This window comes from Haloprofundus salinisoli, from assembly GCF_020097815.1.
Taxonomy (GTDB): Archaea; Halobacteriota; Halobacteria; order Halobacteriales; family Haloferacaceae; genus Haloprofundus; species Haloprofundus salinisoli.
This window is the reverse complement of the sequence record NZ_CP083665.1, coordinates 20,441-42,080: the sequence shown is the minus strand read 5'-3', so window position 1 is coordinate 42,080 and position 21,640 is coordinate 20,441. Positions and strand designations below refer to the sequence as shown.

The 21,640-nt window shown below is 62.5% G+C and carries 21 protein-coding genes; 15 read left to right on the top strand and 6 right to left on the bottom strand.

Annotation, left to right across the window (positions count from 1 at the left end; genetic code table 11):
* Positions 1-164 precede the first annotated feature (164 nt).
* Entirely contained in the window at positions 165-2,186 is a 2,022-nt protein-coding gene (locus LAQ73_RS17540; RefSeq protein ID WP_224271122.1) for a PKD domain-containing protein, read from the top strand.
* A 58-nt stretch (positions 2,187-2,244) separates the two neighbouring features.
* Positions 2,245-2,472, top strand: coding sequence for a hypothetical protein (locus LAQ73_RS17535; protein WP_224271121.1), 228 nt, complete (start codon positions 2,245-2,247; stop codon positions 2,470-2,472).
* Positions 2,473-2,479: 7 nt separating this feature from the next.
* Here the strand turns inward: LAQ73_RS17535 and LAQ73_RS17530 are convergent, their stop codons facing one another.
* The 3 genes from LAQ73_RS17530 to LAQ73_RS17520 form a co-directional block, all read right to left on the bottom strand.
* Entirely contained in the window at positions 2,480-2,926 is a 447-nt protein-coding gene (locus tag LAQ73_RS17530) for a DUF7344 domain-containing protein (protein ID WP_224271120.1), read from the bottom strand.
* 248 nt (positions 2,927-3,174) lie between these two features.
* Entirely contained in the window at positions 3,175-3,672 is a 498-nt protein-coding gene (locus tag LAQ73_RS17525; RefSeq protein WP_224271119.1) for a hypothetical protein, read from the bottom strand.
* A 93-nt stretch (positions 3,673-3,765) separates the two neighbouring features.
* Positions 3,766-3,963: a DUF7563 family protein gene (locus tag LAQ73_RS17520; RefSeq protein WP_224271118.1), complete on the bottom strand. Its 198-nt coding sequence runs from the start codon at positions 3,961-3,963 to the stop codon at positions 3,766-3,768.
* 678 nt (positions 3,964-4,641) lie between these two features.
* Here LAQ73_RS17520 and LAQ73_RS17515 point away from each other — a divergent pair.
* From LAQ73_RS17515 to LAQ73_RS17500, 4 genes are all read left to right on the top strand, one after another.
* Positions 4,642-5,121 carry a winged helix-turn-helix domain-containing protein gene (locus tag LAQ73_RS17515; RefSeq protein WP_224271117.1) on the top strand — a complete coding sequence of 160 codons (480 nt, stop codon included), beginning with the start codon at positions 4,642-4,644 and terminating at the stop codon, positions 5,119-5,121.
* Between the two features lie 100 nt (positions 5,122-5,221).
* Positions 5,222-5,503 (top strand): PadR family transcriptional regulator, encoded by a 282-nt coding sequence (locus LAQ73_RS17510; protein WP_224271116.1) that lies wholly within the window; start codon positions 5,222-5,224, stop codon positions 5,501-5,503.
* A 115-nt stretch (positions 5,504-5,618) separates the two neighbouring features.
* A complete protein-coding gene (locus tag LAQ73_RS17505; protein ID WP_224271115.1) occupies positions 5,619-6,620 on the top strand; it encodes a DUF1616 domain-containing protein in 1,002 nt (333 codons plus the stop codon).
* An 87-nt stretch (positions 6,621-6,707) separates the two neighbouring features.
* Entirely contained in the window at positions 6,708-7,289 is a 582-nt protein-coding gene (locus LAQ73_RS17500) for a metal-dependent hydrolase (protein ID WP_224271114.1), read from the top strand.
* On the opposite strand, the gene LAQ73_RS17495 is transcribed toward LAQ73_RS17500, so the two are convergent.
* Entirely contained in the window at positions 7,269-8,423 is a 1,155-nt protein-coding gene (locus LAQ73_RS17495; RefSeq protein WP_224271113.1) for a carboxylate--amine ligase, read from the bottom strand. The two genes, LAQ73_RS17500 and LAQ73_RS17495, sit on opposite strands and share 21 nt — an antisense overlap.
* Before the next feature lie 122 nt (positions 8,424-8,545).
* Positions 8,546-9,076, bottom strand: a complete 531-nt coding sequence (locus tag LAQ73_RS17490) for a DUF7344 domain-containing protein (RefSeq protein WP_224271112.1) — start codon at positions 9,074-9,076, stop codon at positions 8,546-8,548.
* Between the two features lie 325 nt (positions 9,077-9,401).
* Between LAQ73_RS17490 and LAQ73_RS17485 the strand changes: the two genes are divergently transcribed.
* The 9 genes from LAQ73_RS17485 to LAQ73_RS17445 all read left to right on the top strand — a co-directional run bounded on the left by LAQ73_RS17485 (position 9,402) and on the right by LAQ73_RS17445 (position 20,502).
* Positions 9,402-10,040, top strand: coding sequence for an acyltransferase (locus LAQ73_RS17485; protein WP_224271111.1), 639 nt, complete (start codon positions 9,402-9,404; stop codon positions 10,038-10,040).
* Positions 10,037-11,143, top strand: a complete 1,107-nt coding sequence (locus tag LAQ73_RS17480; protein ID WP_224271110.1) for a DegT/DnrJ/EryC1/StrS family aminotransferase — start codon at positions 10,037-10,039, stop codon at positions 11,141-11,143. The genes LAQ73_RS17485 and LAQ73_RS17480 overlap by 4 nt, the downstream gene beginning before the upstream one ends.
* Entirely contained in the window at positions 11,140-12,105 is a 966-nt protein-coding gene (locus tag LAQ73_RS17475; protein ID WP_224271109.1) for a Gfo/Idh/MocA family protein, read from the top strand. Before LAQ73_RS17480 ends, LAQ73_RS17475 begins: the two co-directional genes overlap by 4 nt.
* A complete protein-coding gene (locus LAQ73_RS17470; RefSeq protein WP_224271108.1) occupies positions 12,102-13,493 on the top strand; it encodes a nucleotide sugar dehydrogenase in 1,392 nt (463 codons plus the stop codon). Before LAQ73_RS17475 ends, LAQ73_RS17470 begins: the two co-directional genes overlap by 4 nt.
* Positions 13,494-13,517: 24 nt before the next feature.
* Complete coding sequence (locus LAQ73_RS17465; protein WP_224271107.1) at positions 13,518-14,402, top strand: polysaccharide deacetylase family protein; 885 nt, start codon at positions 13,518-13,520, stop codon at positions 14,400-14,402.
* A 102-nt stretch (positions 14,403-14,504) separates the two neighbouring features.
* The gene (locus tag LAQ73_RS17460) at positions 14,505-15,521 is read left to right on the top strand and encodes a GNAT family N-acetyltransferase (RefSeq protein ID WP_224271106.1); all 1,017 of its coding nucleotides are present in this window, start codon (positions 14,505-14,507) and stop codon (positions 15,519-15,521) included.
* 73 nt (positions 15,522-15,594) lie between these two features.
* Entirely contained in the window at positions 15,595-17,124 is a 1,530-nt protein-coding gene (locus LAQ73_RS17455) for a flippase (RefSeq protein WP_224271105.1), read from the top strand.
* Positions 17,125-17,308: 184 nt separating this feature from the next.
* Positions 17,309-18,985, top strand: a complete 1,677-nt coding sequence (locus LAQ73_RS17450) for an alkaline phosphatase family protein (RefSeq protein ID WP_224271143.1) — start codon at positions 17,309-17,311, stop codon at positions 18,983-18,985.
* Entirely contained in the window at positions 18,985-20,502 is a 1,518-nt protein-coding gene (locus tag LAQ73_RS17445) for a flippase (RefSeq protein ID WP_224271142.1), read from the top strand. The genes LAQ73_RS17450 and LAQ73_RS17445 overlap by 1 nt, the downstream gene beginning before the upstream one ends.
* A gap of 135 nt (positions 20,503-20,637) precedes the next feature.
* Here the strand turns inward: LAQ73_RS17445 and LAQ73_RS17440 are convergent, their stop codons facing one another.
* Complete coding sequence (locus LAQ73_RS17440; protein ID WP_224271141.1) at positions 20,638-21,639, bottom strand: glycosyltransferase family 2 protein; 1,002 nt, start codon at positions 21,637-21,639, stop codon at positions 20,638-20,640.
* Position 21,640: the final 1 nt, after the last annotated feature.

Genomic DNA, 21,640 nt, shown 5'->3' with positions numbered 1-21,640 from the left:
TCGCCGCGGTGCTTCTCGTGAGTTCGATAGCTGGTCCCGTCACTGCGATGGCTCCGGCTGCCGATCAGGCGGCCATCGGAAACGTCGACGCGACCGCTTCGGACTCGGCACCGATAGAGTCGAACGAAACGTATCACGGCGCCGACGGAGTCGTCTTCTCGAGTATGGTAGAGACCGACGATGGAGGGTTCCTCCTCGCCGGGTGGGTCGACAGCGGTAAAGACGACCTCGGTGACCAAGCCACCGTCGTCAAAGTCGACGCTGCGGGCGAGCGTCAGTGGACCAAACGATTCGGTGACGAGGGTACGGACCGCCTGTTCGACATCGTCGAATCCGACGACGGTTACGTCGCCGTGGGTCGCTCGAACGATGATTCGGGCTGGTCGCAGGCGTGGGCCGTCGGTCTCTCAAACGACGGCACCGTCGACTGGGAGAAGCAGTACGGCGACGCCCGTGGCGACGCCTTCTGGTCTATCAGCCGCGCGGGTGATACGTACTTGATGAGCGGTTGGACGCCGACGGACGGCGACGGTGCTGACGGCTACGTAGTCGCCGCCGACGAGGCCGGCGAAGTCGACTGGGAGTGGACCACGGACGGCCCACAGGACGAGTACATCCGTGACAGCGTCGTGACCGACGACGGCGTCGTGTTCGTCGGCGACTCAACGACGTTCTTCGGCAACAGCGTCGGCTACGTGGCGAAACTCGGCACCGACGGAACGCTCGTCTGGGAACAGACGCACGAGAAGGCGGGCTCCGACGTGGAGTACCGCTCCGTCGCCACCGGTGACGGGGAGTTCGCCATCGCCGGGATCGACAACGGCCAGTCGAACGAGAAACCCGACGGCTTGTTCGCACGCTTCAGCGACACTGGTGAGTTCCGCAACAGCCGAACGTACGGTGACAGAGGCTACGACATGCTGGAGGGAATCGCCTACACCGGCGACGGGTACATCCTCAGCGGTGGCAACCGACTCTTCGCCTCCTGGGATCTCGACGGCTGGCTCATCCGGACCGACGAGAAAGGCAACTCCGAGTGGCGAGAGCGTCTCGGGACGACCGACCGTGACGCGCTCTGGCCCGTCGTCACCACCGACAGCGGTTACGCGGCCGCCGGGTTCACCGGCGACGAGGGGTGGTACGTGAGCATCTCCCGCCGTGTCGACGGAACCATCTCCGCCGAGAACGGCACGTCGACGGTGACGTTCGGCGACGAACCGCTGCAGCTCACGTACGACGGAGAACGAAACCAGAGCGACGTTTCGCCGTCACTCACGCGTCGCCAGTTCCTGGACCAGTCGATGCCGGGTACGCCGATGTACGCCGCGAGCATCGCCAGCACCGACGAGGGTGAGGACTCGCTGACGCAGGTCAGCGCGCGGTTCGACGAGGCGGCGCTGCGAGAACGGAACGTCTCCACGGCGTCGCTTCGCCTCGGTTACTACGCCGACGGACAGTGGCAGTTCGCAAACAGCGAGACGACCGTCGACAACGGCACTGTCGTCGTCCACGCGATGCTGCCCTCGTCGGCTAACGCGATCTATGGCGTCTCCTCGCTCGAAGCACCGACCGCTGTCGTCGACGGCGTCCCGCAAGGAGCGGTCGCCCCCGGTGAGGCTGTCGACCTGAGCGCAGCCTCGTCGACCGGCGGGTCCGACGAGAACGTCTCGGTCTCTTGGTCGTTCGCCGACGGCACCGCCGAAGGCGAGTCTGCGACCGTTCAGTTCGACGAACCCGGTCACCACGACGTCACTGCGACGGTGACGAACGCGCACGGACTCACCGCCGAACAGACGGTCTCCGTCCTGGTCAACGACCAACCGACCGTCACCGTCGACGCACCGCAATCGTTGTCGGTCGGTGAATCCGCGCAACTCAGTGCAACAGTCGCGAACGACATCGGCAACACCACGGTCACGTGGCTACTGCCGAGCGGTAACCAGACCGGTTCGACGGTCGAGTACGCGCCGCAGTCTGCGACCGAGCAGTCCGTCGTCGTCGTCGTCCGAGACGAGTTCGGCGCGGAGACGAGACAGACGCTAGAGATCTCCGTCGACGAGGTACAGAACCAGCAGAGCGCGTCCGAGACGACGACTTCGACGACGACGCCCGGGTTCGGGACCGTCGTCGCGTTCGCCTCGTTGATACTGTTCGCGGTGGGCCTCACGCGTCGATCCCGACGCTGAGGTTTCAATCACTGCTATTCTGACGAAGAGATAAGTCGGTCGCATACAACTGTGGGGTATGGATTCGACTGCCCCCGGAGACGCTATCAAAGCCGACCAGTACCAGTACGAAGACGGGACAGTGGAAGTCGTCTTCGCGGTCTCTGACGGCCGAGTCCTCACACTTCGCGAGTACCCCGACGTGCCGACGTTCAACCGCACTACCGAAGTCGCGGCGTACCGGGGCACTCATCAGGCGGTCGCGGAACTCCCGGACCTGATGGCGTTCGAGGATCTCGACCTCTAAAAACGAGTTAGCGGTACTGCTGGTAGACGCCGAGAACGATGATGAGCGTGAGGAAGATTACTGCCCAGACCTCGACGGCGAGCGCGTTGAGAACGGGAACCCCGAGCTGGGCACCGATAATCGTGAGCAGCCCGACGACGCTCACAACCAGATACACCGACCGCTGCATGGCCTCGAGACCGGTGGTTCCGTCGGTGTACACCTGAATTTCGTTCATTCGAGCGCCCGGCATGATGCGCTGGTCATCCGCGTCGTACTGGATGATTCCCTGCTCTTCGAGCTTCGGGAGATGAGTCTGTCGAAGCGAAACGTACACGCTCTTGTAGAGCTTCTGTGCGTCCTCCTCGCTGTCCGCCTCCTGTGCGGCTATCTGCTCTGCGAGTTCGGAGACGGCGATGCTCCCGCCGCTTTCGGCTAGTCCGTTAATCGTGGCTCGTCGGCGGTCGTTTCCCAATATGTGGAATATCTCCGCCTCATCCAGTTCTCCTTCCGAATTTGCCTCGCCCGTCATTCTCTCTAACGAGTTCATTGTCCTCTCTCAGTCCCGCACAGCATTGTGTGACCCACTGTCCCAGTTTCGTCTCAGTATGTTGCTTGTGTCTTCAGGCAGGTTTAATAGTTCGCACTGTCACGTTTGCTTTCAGTATTACATTTACAACCAAAATACTGCGTTAAAATAACGGATGGCGACCCAACAACGCACTACTCGGTGTCCTTGACCAATCCGAACAACACGAGATTCGTCCGTGTGTGCAGTTGGTAGAGCGCTCCACAGACGAGAAGCGTGAAGACGACGAAGATAGGGAGCAAAACGTTGAGGGTTCGGATGTACGGCGCTCCGAGCAGGTTTCCGAGCAGAAACACTACGCCGACGCCCGCGGTGCTGAGGTAGTAACTGTTCCAGGACACCCCTTCAATCGGGAACGAGTCGATGGAGAGTCGCAACGAACCGTCGGTGGTCTCGCCGCGTTCGGCGACCGTCTCCGTCCCGACGGCGATCGGAAGCGTCCCTCGTTCGATCATGAGCCGGACGCTCTCGCGGGCGACGGTCGTCTCCGCGCCGTCGAGCGGGAGCCGTTCGACGAGGCGGTCGATGATCTCCGAAGTTCCGTCGCTGCCGCTACGCTCCTTCCGTCCGCTCGTTTCGCCGTCCGCCGAGCGGCCGCCAGTGAACGTAGATAGGAATCCGGAGAGCCTCATAGTACACTGTCCACGCTCTGCATAGCGTCATATATATTTTCTGGGCACCGATCGATGAATACGATTCGTAAAACGGAGTCGGTCTGCCGCCGCTTAGCTGTTCATCCGCTGCTGTGGGATGTGTTCGCCAGTCTGTCGCTCACGCGACGTCGTGCAGTCGAGACAGCCGTGCACGTCGTCGATGTTGTCACCGAACACCCGCGCGAACTGTGGTGTCACGTGACGTCCGCAGTTGCTGCAGCGTGGACTCGTGTTCGATGCTCCCCTTCCGTTCCAGTTCAGGTCTGCCATTGTTGGATTCTCCCTGTGTGTCCGTTTCGCTGGCGGCGGCGTCCACCACCGACGGTCGTTAGTTCTCCGCTCGCGGCCGATCGCGGCCACAGACCGGGTATCTCCGACTTCGGTTCCACTGTGGGTGCAGAGACCTGATAAAAGAGGAACACCGTTTGTCAAGGTTTATTCGAGTTCATGCAGAGTAGATGTACATTTCTACGTGAATGAGGGTTACACCCCCCGAATCCACACATTCGTGTAACCACCCGGTAAGGCACTTCGTTCCGTATCGTTCAAGGGTTGCGGGAACGTGATGAACGACGAAAGCGGTGCTTGATTCGAATTCACGGACCGGTTTCCCCCCGTCGCCGATTTTTAACCTGCAAGTAATAATGTTACAGCCTCGTGGACATACACTCGTCTGAGTATATCGACTGCAGGGGGTAACTGTCTAGGTGACCGACACTATCCCAGATCGAACGGGTATTCCGGCGACGGCGCTCGGCGCTCGTCGTCGCGAAATCGGACACAACGGCGTTCGTCCGGCTCCGAGTCGACCCGCTTTCAGGCACGATATCGATCAAAATCCGACTCGCCGCTGACACTCCTCCCACGAGGGCTTATGTGACGCCCCGTGGGAGTACCGACGACCCGGGTCACCCGGTGTGTCAGTAGCGATTCGCTCCACGTCCACACATGCCAGAGAACATCACCGATACGAAACCCGACAGTCCGGTTGCGAGCGCGGCCCTCCTCGACGTACTGGGCGACGAGTGTTCGCGCGCGATTCTCGCCGCCGCCGGCCGAGAGTCGATGACCGCGAAGCAGTTGACGAACTCGTGCGACGTCTCGCCAGCGACGGTGTACCGCCGAATCAACACGCTCCTCGACCACGGCCTTCTCGAGGAGTCTATCGAGTTCGGCACGAACTCCGGGCGACAGAAGGTGTACAAGACGACGTTCTCGCACCTCGACATCGACCTCGCCGACGACGGGTTCGAGGTCACGTCGCACGACCAGAACGGCAGTTCGTACCACCTCATGCGTCTGCTCTCGGAGATGCCGTTCGAGCACGTCCGCACCGACGCGGTCGACCGCGAACTCACCGTCCAGATTGGCCTTACCGACGAGATGTTCGAACAGTTCGTCGAGATCTGGGGCCAGAACTGCCAGTAACCGGCTTCAGCGGTTCGAGCGGGAGAAATCGAAGGGTACTGTTGTTTATGATATGGATAACAAATACCCAGTCCATTGAACGGTCTATCAGAATGTACAGATGCATTACTTGAGTGGATTCCAACGAGACCTGCTGTACGTCATCAGCGGGTACGACAGACCGTCCGGCCAGCAGGTGAAAGACGAACTCGAGCAGTACTACGACACCGAGATCAACCACGGACGACTGTATCCGAATCTGGACACGCTCGTCAATAAAGATCTCGTCGAGAAAGGCCAGCTCGACAGACGGACGAACTACTACGCGCTCACCGAACGCGGCGAGGAAGCGATGCGAAAACGCCGCGAGTGGGAAGAGAAGTACTTCTCGTTCCAGGAGTGAGCGTTCGCGCGATCGCGTAGCCGGAGGTAACCGCGGCATAACAAAACCCGAAGCGAGGCTCTGTACAGCTGATTAGTCGCGAACCACGGCCGAATTCGAGTGTACGACGGGCAATATGAAATCAGAAACTAAGACATCGACACAGCTCTCTACCGAACAGTTGCTCCCAACTGACATCTTCGCAGCGTTGCTGCTGGCCGGCGGAGGTGTACTCGCAGCGCTGTTCGTTCCGCCGTCTGTGGGATTCGTCCGACTGCTCCTCGGACTTCCACTCCTGTTGTTCCTTCCCGGGTACGCGCTGGTAGCGGCGCTGTTCCCGCACCGAGCGGCCGAGAAGACCAACCGGTCGTGGTCGAACGTGCGCGAGCCGCTCGTTCACGGTGTCACCGGCGGTGAGCGTCTGGCGCTCTCGTTCGGTTTGAGCCTGGTAATCGGGCCGCTGCTCGTTCTCGGCCTTGGCGCGTCGGTGTGGGGGATCACGCTCCAGTCGGTGCTCGGCGCGTTCGGCCTCTTCGTGACGCTGTTCTCGCTCGTGGGCGTCGTCCGTCGCTACCGGCTCTCCGTCGAGGAGCGGTACAACCCGTCGTTCACCGTCGGTTACGCCCGCTTCCGTCGCCGCCTCTCGAACGGCGGCACCGCCGTCACGGCAGTCAACGTCTTGCTGGTCCTCGGCGTCCTCGCCGCCGCCAGCAGCATGGCGTTCGCACTCGCTGCCCCACCGGCCGGCGGTGGGTTCACCGACTTCTCGCTGCTCACGCAGGACGAAAACGGGACGTTCTCGTCGGCAGGGTTCCCCTCGGAGGTGACGCAGGGAACCGCGATTCCGATGGCGACGAGCATCGAGAACAACGAAGGCGAACAGACGAACTACTCCGTCGTCGTCCAACTACAACGGATGGACGGTGAACAGGTCGTCGAGCGACAGGAACTTACCCGTTTCTCGCGTAGCGTCGGCGACGGTGGGACGTGGCGACACAAGCACTCCCTCGCCCCCTCGATGACCGGCGAGGACCTCAGAGTTCAGTACCTCCTGTACGAAGGAGAACCCCCGGCCGACCCCCGCGCCCAGAACGCCGACGACGCCCTCCACATATGGATCACCGTAACCGCACCCTGACGACGCCCGTATCGACGACGTTCGACGTGACTCCCTTCGGCTTCCGTCTGCACCCGCCTGTGGGCACCAGTGCGAGGTGTCGATGAGATGTGGCCGTGGGAGCATCTCGCGTTCGGCTACATCCTGTACTCGGTCGCACACCGACTCGTTACGCGTCGGGGCGTCACCACTCCTGCGGCGCTGGCTGTCGCGGTCGCAACGCAGCTCCCCGATATCATAGACAAACCGTTGGCGTGGACGTTCGAGCTGCTTCCGAGCGGCGTCTCGCTGGCTCACTCGGCGTTCTTCGTCCCCCCGGTCACGTTGGCGGCGTACCTCGTCGGTCGCTGGACCGGATTCAAACGCCTGTGGATACCGTTTCTCGTCGGCTATCTTTCGCACCTCCTCGGTGACGGCGTCTCGGATGTCGCCTACGGCGGTAGCCCGTCGTTCTCGTTTCTGCTCTGGCCGCTGTACGAGACGTCCACACCGTCGCGTGCCGGCCTCTTTAGCAACTTCTTCTACTACCTCGGAAACTACCTGGAGACGCTCGCCAGTCCCGAGGGCGTCGTGTACATTCTCTTAGAACTGAGTCTCCTCGGGACGGCGTTTCTGCTCTGGTTGTGGGACGGCGCTCCCGGTCTGCCGCGGTTTCGACTCGGTTCGTCGCTACCGCATCGCAACCGGTAACGTCTCTTCTGCACGCGAGTAGGCGCTTCTGAGTACCGCCTCGACGCTGCCGAAGAACGGTAACGGGTCGTCGAGCGAGAGAACGTCGTACCCCGTCCGGTCGGCGCTGTCGGAGAGAAACTCCGTCATCACGCGGCGTCGATCCCTCGTTTTCGTGACTCGCATCACGTCGCCGAGTAGCCACCGCATCCGAACGCCGGCGTCGTACGTCAACGTCGGTTCCGCGTCGCCGAAACACGCGGTCCGATACAGCAGATACGGGACGTCGACGCCGGCCTCGACCGTGAGAGCGAGGCTCCCCCACAGCCGGGGGTTTATCTCCATGAGTTTCGGTTCGCCGGTTCGCGCGTCGACGCGGAACTCGACCATCGCAGCGCCTCGCCACTCCAGCTCTTCTAACAGTTGCCTCGCCGTCCGTTGTAACTCCGGATCGTCGACGGTCTCCCGATACGTGCTCGCACCGCCGTCGTCGTGACTCGAACGGAGGCGATGCTGTATCGTCAGTCCGAGCAACGCGCCGTCACAGCCGTACACCGTGTACACGCCGCGCTCACCGCCGTCGGGAACGTACTCTTGAACGAGCGGCGCGCCGGAGGGCGTGTGAGCCGCTTCGAACGCTTCCTCGAACGTCGCTTGGTCCCTACAGACGAACACACCGGCTCGGGACGAGCCTTGCCGCGCTTTGACGACGAGCGGTCGACCGAGCTCCTCGACCGCCCGGTCGTACGCCGGCGAATCCAGAAACAACGTTTTCGGGTGCGCTATGCCCGCCGTCTTGGCTACGCGAATTGTCTTCGACTTGTCGAGGGCGACGAGCAGCCGTTCGTACGGGAGCAACGGAACGACCGCGTACGGCTCGAACCGCTCCTGGGCCTCCGACACGGGCCGAACGGTCGCCTCCGCGACGGGGAGGACCATCCGATAGTCGCCCTCTCGGAGTTCCGTCTCCAGCCACGCGAGAAACCCGTCTCGATCTCGCTGAGGCGAGGGGTACTGTCGTTCCTCGGCGGCGTACTTCGACATCGCCCCCGCTGACCGGCGGAGCGGGCTGGCGGCGACTACGTCGACGCCCCGCCTTCCGAGGCTTCGAATCACCGTCACCGCGTACCGACAGTGAGCGTCGAGAACGAGCACCCTGTCGGCCGTCGGTCGGCGTTTCGATTCTAAATGTCTATCGCGTCCTGTTCGGACCTTCGAACGTTGCTCGTCGTCGGGAGGCGTCTTTCCACGACTGTCTGCCTTCACAACTTCTTGCCTCAGGGTGTTATCGGTGTCCGTGGCGGCCGTTCGAGCGCGTACCGGGTGACGACGACGCCGAGAACGGTAGCACTCACCACAGCGAGAGTCCACGAGAGAGAGAATCCGTCGAACGGTGCGATGCGAAGTATCTGCAACAGCAACAGCCCCATCCCGAAGACGCTCGCGAGAAGGTATCCGACGTGCCAGGGAGCTTTACTCTCGGCTCCGTGCCCGAGATACTTCTCGACGTTGCTGCTTGGCCGAAGCGAGACGACGTTGTCCGAACGGTCCCACTCGATGATTCCGCGCTCTTCGAGCATCGGCAGATGCGTCTGATACAGCGAGATGTAGACGCGCCGGCGCTCCGCGCGGGCGAGTTCGTCTGGTTGCTTGTCGTTTTCGGCGGCAGCGACGTGATCGACGAGAGGACTCAGCTCCGAGGCACCGCCGTTGGCCCGAAGGTGACGGATAATGCCGAGCCGACGCTGGTTGCAGAGCGTGTCGAACAACTCACCCTGCGTGAGTCCACCGGACGGCGCGCTAGTCATCCCTCGCGTGAGGCCATGAGCTCACTCCGTCTACGATTCGGCTGGGCTGGCAGTACATATCTTATTCATCCACACTATCCCCACTTTACTATCCGCTGGCTAACGTTCAGATGGTCTGTAGTTGCCGTTCGCTGTAATTTGGTTGCCGCTCCGTTCTATCGTATCGTCTGTGAATAATTGCACAGGACTAGGTGGCGAAAATTGGTAAACTGGCACATACTCTCCCATCAGGCTGTGAATAACAAAGCTACGACACCATCAGGTGAGGGTTGCAACTGGACGGACTGGGAGACTGACGCCCGGTCGAGGTTACACTACGTCATTCATGACACAAAGAGACAAACACGGCGAAACGGAGGAGATACGCCGCGCAGCCGAAGGGCCCCCTGTCGAGCTCGGGTCGGACGCAGATGTCCACGAGACCGCAGTTTTGGGCCACCCGCACGGCAACGCGTCGGAACCGACTGTGTTGGGCGAGGGTGCGACCGTACGTGCGGGCACCATCATCTATCAGGACGTCGTCGCCGGAGACGGGCTCAACACGGGTCACAACGCGTTGATCCGGGAACTCACGACGCTCGGCGACGACGTGCTCGTCGGCACGAACACGGTCATCGACGGGCAGACCGAGATCGGCTCGAACGTGAGCCTCCAGACGAACGTGTACATCCCGACTGGGACCACCATCGGAGACCGCGTCTTCGTCGGTCCCGCGGCGACGCTGACGAACGACCCCTACCCGATTCGTAAGGAGGTCGACCTCGCCGGCCCGACGTTGGAAGACGACGTCTCCATCGGCGCGAACGCAACGATTCTTCCCGGTGTTACCGTCGGTGAGGGAGCGTTCGTCGCCGCGGGTGCAGTCGTTACGGAAGACGTTCCGCCGCGAACGCTCGCAGTCGGTGCACCCGCGAAACACCGGGCCCTGCCGGAGAATCTTCAGGGACGTAACTTACTCGAATGATACCAATCGCCAGCCCCGAACTTGGCCCCGAGGAACAGCAACGCGTCGCAGACGTAATCGAGAGCGGGTATCTCGCGGACGGTCCCGAGGTACGCGACTTCGAGGAGGAGTTCGCCACCTACTGCGACGCCGACCACGGCGTCGCCACCTCGAACGGGACGACCGCGCTCCACGCCGCCTTCGAGGCGCTCGACGTCGGCCCCGGAGACCGCGTCGCTACGACGCCGTTTTCGTTCATCGCGAGCGCGAACGCGATTCGGCTCACCGGTGCCGAACCGGTGTTTCTCGACATCGACCCCGAGACGTACAACCTCGACCCCGACGCGCTGGAGGCGGCGCTCCGCGACGGCGAGGAGATCGACGCGGTGCTCGCGGTCCACCTCTACGGCCTTCCGGCGGAGATGCCGCGGTTCGTCGAACTCGCCGACGAGTACGAGTTCGCGCTCGTCGAGGACGCCGCGCAGGCGCACGGCGCGAGAATCGACGGTCAACCGGTCGGCTCCTTCGGCGACGCCGCTTGCTTCTCCTTCTACCCGACGAAGAACATGACGACGGGCGAGGGCGGCATGGTCGTCACGAACCGCCGCGACGTCGCGGAGGGCGTCGCCGAGTACATCAACCACGGACGCTCGAACGCCTACGGCGGGAGCTCCTCCTACGAGCACGTCTCCGTCGGCCACAACTTCCGGCTGACCAGCCTCGGTGCGGCCATCGGACGGGCGCAACTGGAGAAACTGCCCCGCTTCGTCGAAGCGCGCCAGCAGAACGCCGCCCGCCTCAACGTGCTGCTCGAGGAGTCGTCGGTGACCACGCCGTACACGCCCGACGGGTACGAGCACTCCTTCCACCAGTACACCGTCCGGACCGACGACCGAGACGGGCTGCAGGAGACGCTGGACGACCACGGCGTCGGCTCCGGCATCTACTACCCGGTCCCGATTCACCAGCAGCAACCGTACGCGGACCTCGGTCACACGGCACCGAACGCGGAGACGGCCGCCACAGAAGCGCTCTCGCTGCCGGTCCACCCGGCGCTGTCGGCCGACGACCTGGAGGTCATCGCCGACGCTGTCCTCGCCCACGGCGAGGAGGTGATGGCGTGAACCCCAAAGTCGGCGTCATCGGCGTCGGTCACATGGGGCAGAACCACGTGCGTGTCTACAGCGAGATGCCCGGCGTCGACCTCGCCGGCGTCTTCGACGCGGACGACGAACAGGCCGACCGAATCGCCACCGAGTACGGCACGACGGCGTACTCGATGGACAATCTGCTCGACGTCGTCGATATGGTCTCTGTCGCGGTTCCGACGCGCTTTCACGCGTCCATCGCCCGAGACTGCATCGATGCCGGCGTCGACCTCCTCGTCGAGAAACCGTTCGTCGACGACCTCGAAGTGGGTCGTGAACTCGTCCGTCGCGCCGAAGACGCGGGCGTGACGCTGCAGGTCGGTCACATCGAGCGCTTCAACCCCGCCATCACGGCGCTTAGCGACATCGTCACCGACCTCGACATCATCGCCATCGAGGCGCATCGTCTCGGTCCGCCGATCAACCGGGACTTGGAAGACAGCGTGGTGATGGATCTGATGATCCACGACGTGGACATCGTCCTCTCGCTCGTCGACGCGGAGGTCGAGTCGGTTTCAGCGGTCGGCACGCGCAACACGCAGTACGCCGACGCGCAGATACAGTTCGACGACGGCACTGTCGTCTCGCTGACGGCGAGTCGGCTCACCCAACGGAAGGTCCGCACGCTCAGCGTCACCGCTGACGAGTGCCGCGTTGACGTCGACTACATCAGCCAGTCGGTCGACATCCACCGCAACTCGCTGCCGGAGTACATCAAGCAGAACGGCGAACTGCGCTACCGCCACGAGAGCATCGTCGAACAGCCGATGGTCGAGAAGAACGAGCCGCTGCGCGACGAACTCACGGCGTTCGTGAAGGCGGCGACGGAGAACACGACGCCGCGCGTCACCGGTGAAGACGCGCTTCGCGCCATCGAAGTAACCCGCCAAATCGACGAACTGGCCTCGAAGGCCGAACGCCACGAGGTGATCCAATGAGCAGCATTCCGCGCGGAATCGGTCTGTACCGGTCGGAGTATTCGACGCAAGCACAGCGCATCGGACTCACGAGCGGGGCGGTCCCCATCGCCATCTACGGACTCGGCAAGATGGGGCTCCCGCTGGCGAGCGTCTACGCGGAGATGAGCGGCAACGTCACCGGCGTCGACATCGACGACGACGTCGTCCGCGGAATCAACCGCGGGGAGTGTCACATCGACGGTGAACCGGGACTGCCGGAACTCGTCGCAGAACAGGTCGAGCGCGACCGGTTGAGAGCGAGCTCGGACGCCCGGGCGGTCGCAAAGGAGTCGTCGGTCCACGTCGTCATCGTGCCGACGCTCATCAACGACGAACACGAGGCGGACCTCGGCGCGCTCGAATCGGTCTGCACCGACATCGGCAGCGGACTCGAACCCGGTGACCTCGTCATCATCGAGTGCACCGTCCCGCCGCGCACGTGCGAGGACGTCGTCATGCCGATTCTCGAACGCGAGAGCGGACTCTCGCGCGGCGAGTTCGGCCTCGCGTTCTGCCCGGAGCGAACCTCCAGTGGGAAGGCGCTGTACAAACTCCGCGAAGCGCACCCCAAAATCGTCGGCGGTATCGACGACGAGAGCACGCGTATCGCGGAGATGATCTACGGTGAGATCACGAACAACGACGTCATCCCGGTGTCGGACGCGACTACCGCGGAGGCGGTCAAGGTGTTCGAGGGACTCTACCGCGACGTGAACATCGGGCTGGCGAACGAACTCGCCCGCGTCACCGACAGCCTCGGCATCGACACGACCGAGGCGATAGAGGCCGCGAACACGCAGTCGTACTGCAACATCCACACGCCCGGTATCGGCGTCGGCGGCCACTGCATCCCGTACTACCCGTACTTCCTGATGCAGCAGGTCCCCGAGCAGACGCCGCTGCTACAGACCGCCCGCGAGGTCAACGACTCGATGCCCGGATTCGGCGTCGAGAAGTTGCTCGACGGGCTTTCGCGTCGCCACACCGACATCGACGGCGCGAAGGTGCTCGTCCTCGGCGTCACGTACCGCGCCGGCGTCGCGGAGACGCGGGCGACGCCCGCCGCACCGCTCATCGAGGAACTGCAGGGACTCGGCGCCGACGTGTACGCGACGGATCCGCTCGTCGACGTCTCCGAGTTCGAAGCGACATCGGTCGACCTCGACGAGGTGACCGACGACGACTACGACGCCGCGGTGCTCGTCACCGCCCACGAACAGTTCCAGGAGATAGACTGGAACGAGTTCGCCGACATGATCGTCGTCGACGGCCGGCAAGCGCTCGACCTCTCCGACACCGACCACTACGTCTACACCATCGGCGTCGGTCCCGGTGAGATGCGAACGAAAGAACGCGTCGAACAGTAGTTCGCTACTAACCAGATACACGACATGATACCCGGACACGATTTCGCACTCGGTCTCACCCACGACGTAGATAGACCGTATCAGAGCCCGATTCACGCGGTGTACTACGCCCTCCGAGAGCGAAATCCGAGCCGCCTCCGGGGACTTCGACCGGGCGCGAATCCCTACTGGCTGTTCGACGACATCATGGAACTCGAAGACGAACTCGGCGTTCGGTCTTCGTTTTACTTCCTACAGGAGCAGTCGATGCTCCAGCGCCCGCTCGAGGAGTGGCGAGACGCCAAACACTGGGTCGAGCACATCGGGCGGTACGACATCCACGCGCCGGACATACACGACCTCATCCGCCGCCTCGACGACGGGGGGTGGGAAGTCGGTCTCCACGGGTCGTACAGCTCCTACGACGACCCCGACCTGCTCTCCGAGCAGAAGGCGACGCTCGAACGCATCGTCGGCGACACCGTCGTCGGCGGGAGACAGCACTGTCTCAATATGACCGCCCCGGAGACGTGGCGGCACCACGCCGACATCGGCCTCCGCTACGACTCGACGCTCGGTTCGAGTTCGACCTACGGCTTCGAGCACGGCTACGACCCCATTCGCCCCTTCGACGACGAGTTCGTCGTCTTCCCGCTCACCATCATGGAGCGAACGCTGCCGAACGTCTCCGAGACCGTCGACGAGGCGTGGGCCGAGTGCGAACGGTTGCTCCAAGAAGCCGCCGAGAACGAGGCCGTCATGACGGTGTTGTGGCACCCTACTTACTACGACGAGGAGGAACGCCCCGGCTACCGTCGCCTCTACCGGCGACTCATCGAACGAGCGCAGGAACTCGGCGGCTACGTCGGTCCGCTCGACGAGATATACCAGTCGCTCGAACATCCAGCCACGGTCGACGCAGAGCGGTAATTCTCTTCTCTGTGGTGCGTCGGTAGCTGGCAACAACCACGGTACTGCGTCGAGGTATGCGGCGGATAACAAAGGGTTGAACGTCCCTTTTCGGAGTCAACAATGAGAGTTGAACGGCTCGACTTGACAGCGTGGGATAACGCGCTGCCGTCCTCTGGTTTCGAGGTCTTCCACACGTCGGAAGCGCTGAAAGTCCTCCGCGAGCACGCACCCGGTGAACTTCGGCTCTACGGTGGGTTCAAAGGAGAGCAAGCGATCGCCCTCCTCCCGCTCGTCGTCCGCCGCCGGTCGGTCGGGACCGCCGTGTTCTCGCCACCGCCCTCGATGGGCGTTCCCCGGCTCGGTCCGATAATGATGTCGCCGAGCCCGAAGCGACGCAAGCGCGAACGCGTCAACCGCGAGTTCACGAAGGAGGTGCTCGACGATCTGGATCTGGACGCCTCTCTCAGTTTCTTCCGGATGGTCTGCGGCACCGACTACCCCGACCCGCGGCCGTACTCGTGGAACGAGATGCGCGTCGACCCCTACTTCACCTACGTGCTCGACACGGAGGGCACGAGTACGGACGACTTGCTGAGCTCGTTCAGCAAGAGCCTTCGGCGCGAAATTCGGGACGCCGACGACACCGACGTGACCATCGAGTCGGTCCCGGCGTCCGAGGGCGCGAAACTGGTGTACGAGGACGCGAAATCCCGCTACGAGGAACAGGGAGAACAGTACCAACTGTCGTGGCCGTACGTCCGCGACCTCACGAACTCGCTCTCCGAGACCGACCGGTGTCGGGTGTACCTCGCTCGGACCCCCGACGGCGAGTACCTCAGCGGCATCACCGCGCTGTACTCCAACGACATGGCGTACTTCTGGCAGGGCGGGACGATCAGCGAGTACGACGGAACGACGGTCAACAGCCTGATCCACTGGCGTATCATCCAGGATATCGCCGAAGGCAACGCGCCCATCGACTCGGTCACCGCCTACGACCTCATGGGCGCGAACACCGAACGCCTCTGCCGCTACAAAGCGAAGTTCGGGGCCGAACTCGTCCCCTACTACACGGTCGAATCGTCGGGTGCGAGCATGGAGATGGCGAAGAAAGCATACAGTCTCATCAACGGATAATGGTCTCCAACGGGTACGGTCTACGACCGAGTAGTGCGGTACAGCACCGCGAGTCGAATACGGAGCAGCCGTAATGGTCGACAAGGGTGGCGAACTCAAGACGCTGTTGTCGAGCGCCAGCCTCGTCATCGTCGGCGGCCTCGTCGGGTCGGCGGGAAAACTCTTCGAGCGGATCATCGTCGGACGGGCGCTCGCGCCCGACGCCTACGGTGAGATGAATATCGGGTTCGCCGTGATGACGTTCGCGACGACGCTGTCGCTCGTCGGTTTCACGCAGGCGATTCCCCGATATCTGTCCAGATACGACGACGACGCCGACCGGCGCGGCCTCTGGGTCGGCGGGATGATACTCACCGGTGCGCTCGCCCTCCTCGCGACGGTCAGCGTCACCGTCTTCGCCGAGCAGCTAGCGGAGTGGTTCTTCGATAGCGGAGAGCAGGCCGTCACGCTGTTGCGACTCTTCGGGCTGACTATCCCCTTCGTCGTCGGGATGCAGGTCGCCGTCGGTGCGATTCGCGGGTACGAGAACACCATCTACAAGACGTACGTACAGGATCTGACGTATCCGTTGACGCGTATCGGACTCATCGCCGTGTTCCTCTTCGGACTCGGTGGTGGGCTTCTCACCGTCGGGTACGCCTACCTCGTCTCCGCCGTCCTGGCGTTCGTCGTGGCCCACGTGCTCCTCAACCGGCTGATCTCGCTTCGGGGGTCGTTCAGGACGCACAACAAGAAGATGCTCGCGTTCTCCGCGCCGCTCATCGTCTCGACCGTGATGTCCATCCTCATCATCCAGATGGACAACATCATGCTCGGGTACTTCACGACCTCCTTCCAGACGGGGCAGTACGGGGCGGCGTACACGCTCGCGTCGGGGATGTTGGTCGCGCTCTCGGGCTTCGGATTCATCATGCTCCCGATGGCGTCGCGGCTCGACGCCGACGGCAACCACGAGGAGATAGACACCATCTACTCGACGACGACGAAGTGGATCTACATCCTCACGTTCCCGGCGTTTTTCACGTTCGTCATCTTCCCCGGCGACGTGCTGCAGATCGTCTTCAACAGCGACTACCTCCCGGCGGCGCAGGTGCTGCCCATCCTCGCGCTCGGATTCTTCACCAGCGCGATGGTCGGTCGCAACCGCGAGACGCTATCGGCGCTCGGTGAGACGAAGTTCATCCTCGTGTCGAACTCCACCGCGTTCGCCGTGAACTTCGCGCTCAACGTCACCCTGATTCCAATGTACGGCTTCGTCGGTGCCGGTATCGCCTCCGCAGTCTCGCTTGCGGTACTGAACGGAATCGTCGTACTGGTGTTGAAGATGAAGTTCGACATCACGCCGATGTCCCCGGCGAACGTCCGGACGTTCGTCTTCGTCCCGCTGCTGCTGTTGCCCCTGGGATTCGCGTTCGAGCGGTACACCGACTTCTCGCCGTCGCTAGTGACGCTGTTTCCGTTTCTCGTCACCATCGGACTGCTCGGAATCGTCGTCGTCGTTGCAGTCGGCGCGCTACAGGAGGAAGACCTGTTCGTCATCGAGTTCTTCGAGGACCGACTCGGACGGCAGATTCCGTTCGTCCGCCGGTACTTCGCCTCGTAGACGGCGTCACCGGAGGCAGCGGTCTTTTCTCCCGTGTTTCTCCAATTCAATGGAAAATCTGTTACTTTTGAATGTTCAAATGCAAGGATATAAATATAAAACAGTTGAAGTGGTACTCATACTATCCCGTTGTGTACCACGCTCACGACAGTCTCAGCGGATGTCACGAAGATACTAGATTACTATGGATCGGACACCTCACGAACCAGGGGCGACAGAGCGGAGCGGGAAGACAATCGTACTCGGATTCGACGCGCTCGACTTTCGCTACTTAGACGCGTTCGCCGACGACACGCCGAACCTCTCGGCGCTTAGAGAACGCGGGGTCGAATCGTCGCTCGCGTCGACGTTCCCGCCGTGGACCGGAAGCGCGTGGCCCTCGATGTACACCGGCACCGACCCCAGTCATCACGGTATCTACGGATTCTTCGATTACGACGGCTATCCAGACGACGGCACCGTCGTCACTCGAAACGACGTACGGAGGCCAGCGCTCTGGAACTACCTCGATGCCGAAGGAGTCCCGTCTCTCGTCTTGAACGTCCCCGTCACACACCCGGCAGACCCGATTCGCGGCGCTCTCATCCCGGGATATCTCGCGACCGAGGACACAGCCGGATTCCCCGGCGACGTCCGCGAAGCGTTGTCTGCGTCGCTCGGTGAGGAGTACACAATCTACTCGCGCGGAGAGACCTCGTCGGACAAAGAGAAGAAACTCGCCGGCTATCTCGAACTCATCGACCTTCGAAAACGCGCCGCACTCTCGCTCATGGAGACGTACGACTGGGAGCTGGCCGTGATACAGGTCCAGAAGACCGACGCGGTGTTTCACAACTTCGACGAGGAGACCGCCCAGCGGAAGGTGTACGCGGCCGCCGACGAGCTCGCGGGTGCGGTCCTAGACGCCGTCGACGAGTCGACGAACGTCGTCGTCTGCTCGGACCACGGCATCGGACCGACGACGGGGTACCGGATCTACCTCAACGAGATACTCCGACAGCACGGATACGTGGAGACGACCAACCAGGGGAAACAGGAGTCGCTCAGCACAATCAAGACCGATCTCACCGGTGAGTCGTCCGCAGACGAGAAAGCGGAAACGGCGGGTGACGAGTCGGTACGCACTCGCCTGTTCGGGTCCGCTGGGACGGTGCTCCAGAAGGTCGGCATCTCACCGACGAGAGTGTACGAGACGGCGAAGCGGTTCGGGGTCGAGTCGGCGCTCATGTCGATTACGCCGGACGAAATCCGTAACGCCGCGGGCAAACACGTCGACTGGCGTGCCTCGAAAGCCTATCTGCAGAGCGGAACTCGCCTCGGAGTCCGAATTAACCTCGAAGGGAGAGAACCCGACGGCGTCGTTCCGGAGTCGGAGTACGAAGACGTACGGACAGACCTGATCGAACTGCTCTCCGATCTGGAGACACCCGACGGAAACCCCGCGTTCGACTTCGTGAAACGACGCGAAGAGGTGTATCAAGGGGAGTACGCCGACAAAGCGCCCGATATACTGTTCCTCCCGCGGGAGATGAACCACCAACTCTCGGTGAAGGTGTACGACCCACCGTTTCTCTCGGTCGACGTCTACGACCACAAACAGAACGGCGTCTTCCTCGGTGCGGGCCCCGCATTCGAGGGCCCAGCGCCAGAGACGATGTCGTTGACCGACGTCGCACCCGTCTGTATGGCTCTCGCCGGATTCGACATTCCCGACCGGATGACCGGGTCGGTTCCGGAGGGCCTGCTCTCGTTTTCGCCGTCGGTCCGAACGTACAGAGACGTCCCGTACGGGACAGAACAGATCGATGCCGGCGGTGAGGAGGAAGTGACCGAACGTCTCGAAGACCTCGGATATCTCTGATGGCCGCTTCGGGCGAAGAACTGAAGTCGTTACTGTCGAGTGCGTCGCTCGTTATCGTCGGCGGACTCGTCGGTGCGACGGGACGGCTAGCCGAGCGCGTGATCATCGGTCGGGTGCTCTCTCCGGCCGATTACGGCGAAGTGAGCATTGGACTCGCGATGTTGACGTTCGTGACGACGTTGTCGCTCGTCGGTTTCACGCAGGGCGTCCCCCGGTATCTCTCGCGCTACGAGAGCGACGAGCAACGCCGCGGGGTGTGGGTGAGCGGCATCGTCTTCGCCGGCTTGGTCGGGGTCGTCGCGGGTGCGGCGGTGTTCGCTTCAGCGGGCTTTCTCACGGAGAATCTGCTCGACGAAGCGGACTCCGTCAGACTGGTGCAACTGTTCGCTGTCGCCGTCCCGTTCGTCGTCGGGATGCAGATCGGCGTCGGCGCGATTCGCGGACACGAGAACACGATTTACAAGACGTACGTTCAGGACCTCCTCTACCCGGTCGGTCGGATCGTCCTCATATTCGCACTGCTCTCCGCGGGTTACGGCATCGTCGTAGTCGGGTACGCGTACCTCGCCGCGGCGATAGCCGCGTTCGTCCTGTCACACGTCCTGCTGAGTCGGTTGATGACGCTTCGAGGACCGTTCGAGACGCATACCCGCGAGATGCTCGCGTTCTCCGCGCCGCTTGTCATCTCGACGGTGATGTCGACGATGCTGACGCAGACGGACACGCTCATGTTGGGCTACTTCCGCGCGTCGGAGGAAGCCGGACTGTACAGCGCGGCGTACACGCTCGGAACCGGCATGTTGGTCGTCCTGTCGGCGTTCGGATTTCTCTACTTGCCGCTCGCGTCCAGACTCGACTCCGACGGCCAGCGCGACGAAGTCGGCACCATCTACCAGACGACGACGAAGTGGGTGTACATCGTGACGTTCCCCGCCTTTCTGACGTTCGTCGTGTTCCCGCGAGACATCCTCCGGATAATCTTCGGCGCGTCGTACGAACCGGCCGCCCTGGCGCTCATCATCGTTTCCATCGGGTTCTTCCTGAGCGCCGCGGTGGGTCGAGACCGCGAGACGCTGTCGGCACTCGGCGAGACGAACTACATCCTCGTCGGCAACGTCGCCGGGTTCGTCTTCAATTTCCTCGTGAACCTCGTGTTGATTCCGCAGTACGGGATGGAGGGTGCGGCAGTCACCTCCGCGGTTTCGATGGCGATCGTTCACGTCATCGTCTGCGGAATCCTCAAACTCCGCTTCGGCATCACGCCGTTTTCCGACGAGTCCGTCAGAACGTTCGTGCTGCTACCTCTCGCGCTGATTCCGCCCGCGCTGGTGCTATCAAACTGGGTTTCGCTCTCGACGTTGACGCTGCTGCCGTTCCTCGTCGTCGTCGGACTGCTCGGTATCGCCGTCGTAGCCGTCGGCGGCGCACTGCAGGAAGAGGATCTGATCGTCGTCGAGTTCATCGAAGACCTGCTCGGCGTCCGTATCCCGCTGGTCCGCCGGTACTTCCCCACCTGACCGGACCATCTATTTCCTGAGAGCCGGCCACAGATCGAGTCCAATCGGTCGAGTAGCGACGGAATCGGGAGTAGTCAACGAGGAAGATCAGCGGTTGACAAATCGGAGGTCGGACGAAAGAGTGGGACGAGGGAGTCAGTCGAACTCGTGGGGGTCGTGGACGATGACCTGCAGGTCGTCGTTCTCGTGGAGGTCGAACACCATCGCGAACAGCATGAACAGCCATCCGACGAAAAACAGCAGCACCGAGGGCACGCTGTCTTCGTGCTTGAACAGTTTGCGGGCCGCCGATCCAGCGCCGAGCGCCGCCGCGGCCGCGCCGAAGTAGTAGAAGAGCGGCAGCGGGTGGAAGTCCTTCACGAGATACTTCGCACGGAGTCGCCAGAGGAAATCGCGCAGCAGCAGCACCGACGCCTTCGGGATGAACTCCTGGTACTTGATGTGGCTGACTTCGTCTTTATACACCGCGCGGCGGGAGACGTCCGCGACGACCATTCCGTGGACGTTGAGCCGGACGAGTAAGTCGTTCGCGAAGCCGTAATCCTCGTACAACGAGTCGAGGTTGACTTCGTCGAGCGCGGCGTAGGAGATAGCCGTCGACCCGTTCTGCGGGTCCATCAGTTTCCAGTAGCCGCTGGCGATCTTCGTCAGCAGCGAGAGCACGAAGTTACCCACCTGCCGGAACTTCGGCATGTCCTCCCGGGCGCGCCCTCGCAGGCGATTGCCCTTCGAGTAGTCGGCGTCACCGAGCGCGACGGGCCGGATGATGCGTTCGACGATGTCGGGTTCGGTCTGGCCGTCGCCGCTGATAACCGTCGTCACGTCGACGTGGTCGGTCAGCGCGTGCTGGTAGCCGGTCTTGATCGCGCCGCCGACGCCGCGGTTCTCCTCGTGTTGGATAGGGACGACGCGGCGGTCGAAGCCGATGCCGCCGTCCGCGCGGGGGGCGGGCGCGTCCCAGCCCTCGTTGACTGTTTCGGCGGCGCGACGGATGGCGTTCCACGTGTCGTCACTCGAGCCGTCATCGATTACGTACGCTCTGTCGACGAACTCGGGGAGAGTCTCGATGACTTCGCCGATGAACTTCTCTTCGTTGTACGCCGGTATCACGGCGCCGATTGTCTTTCCTTCGTACATC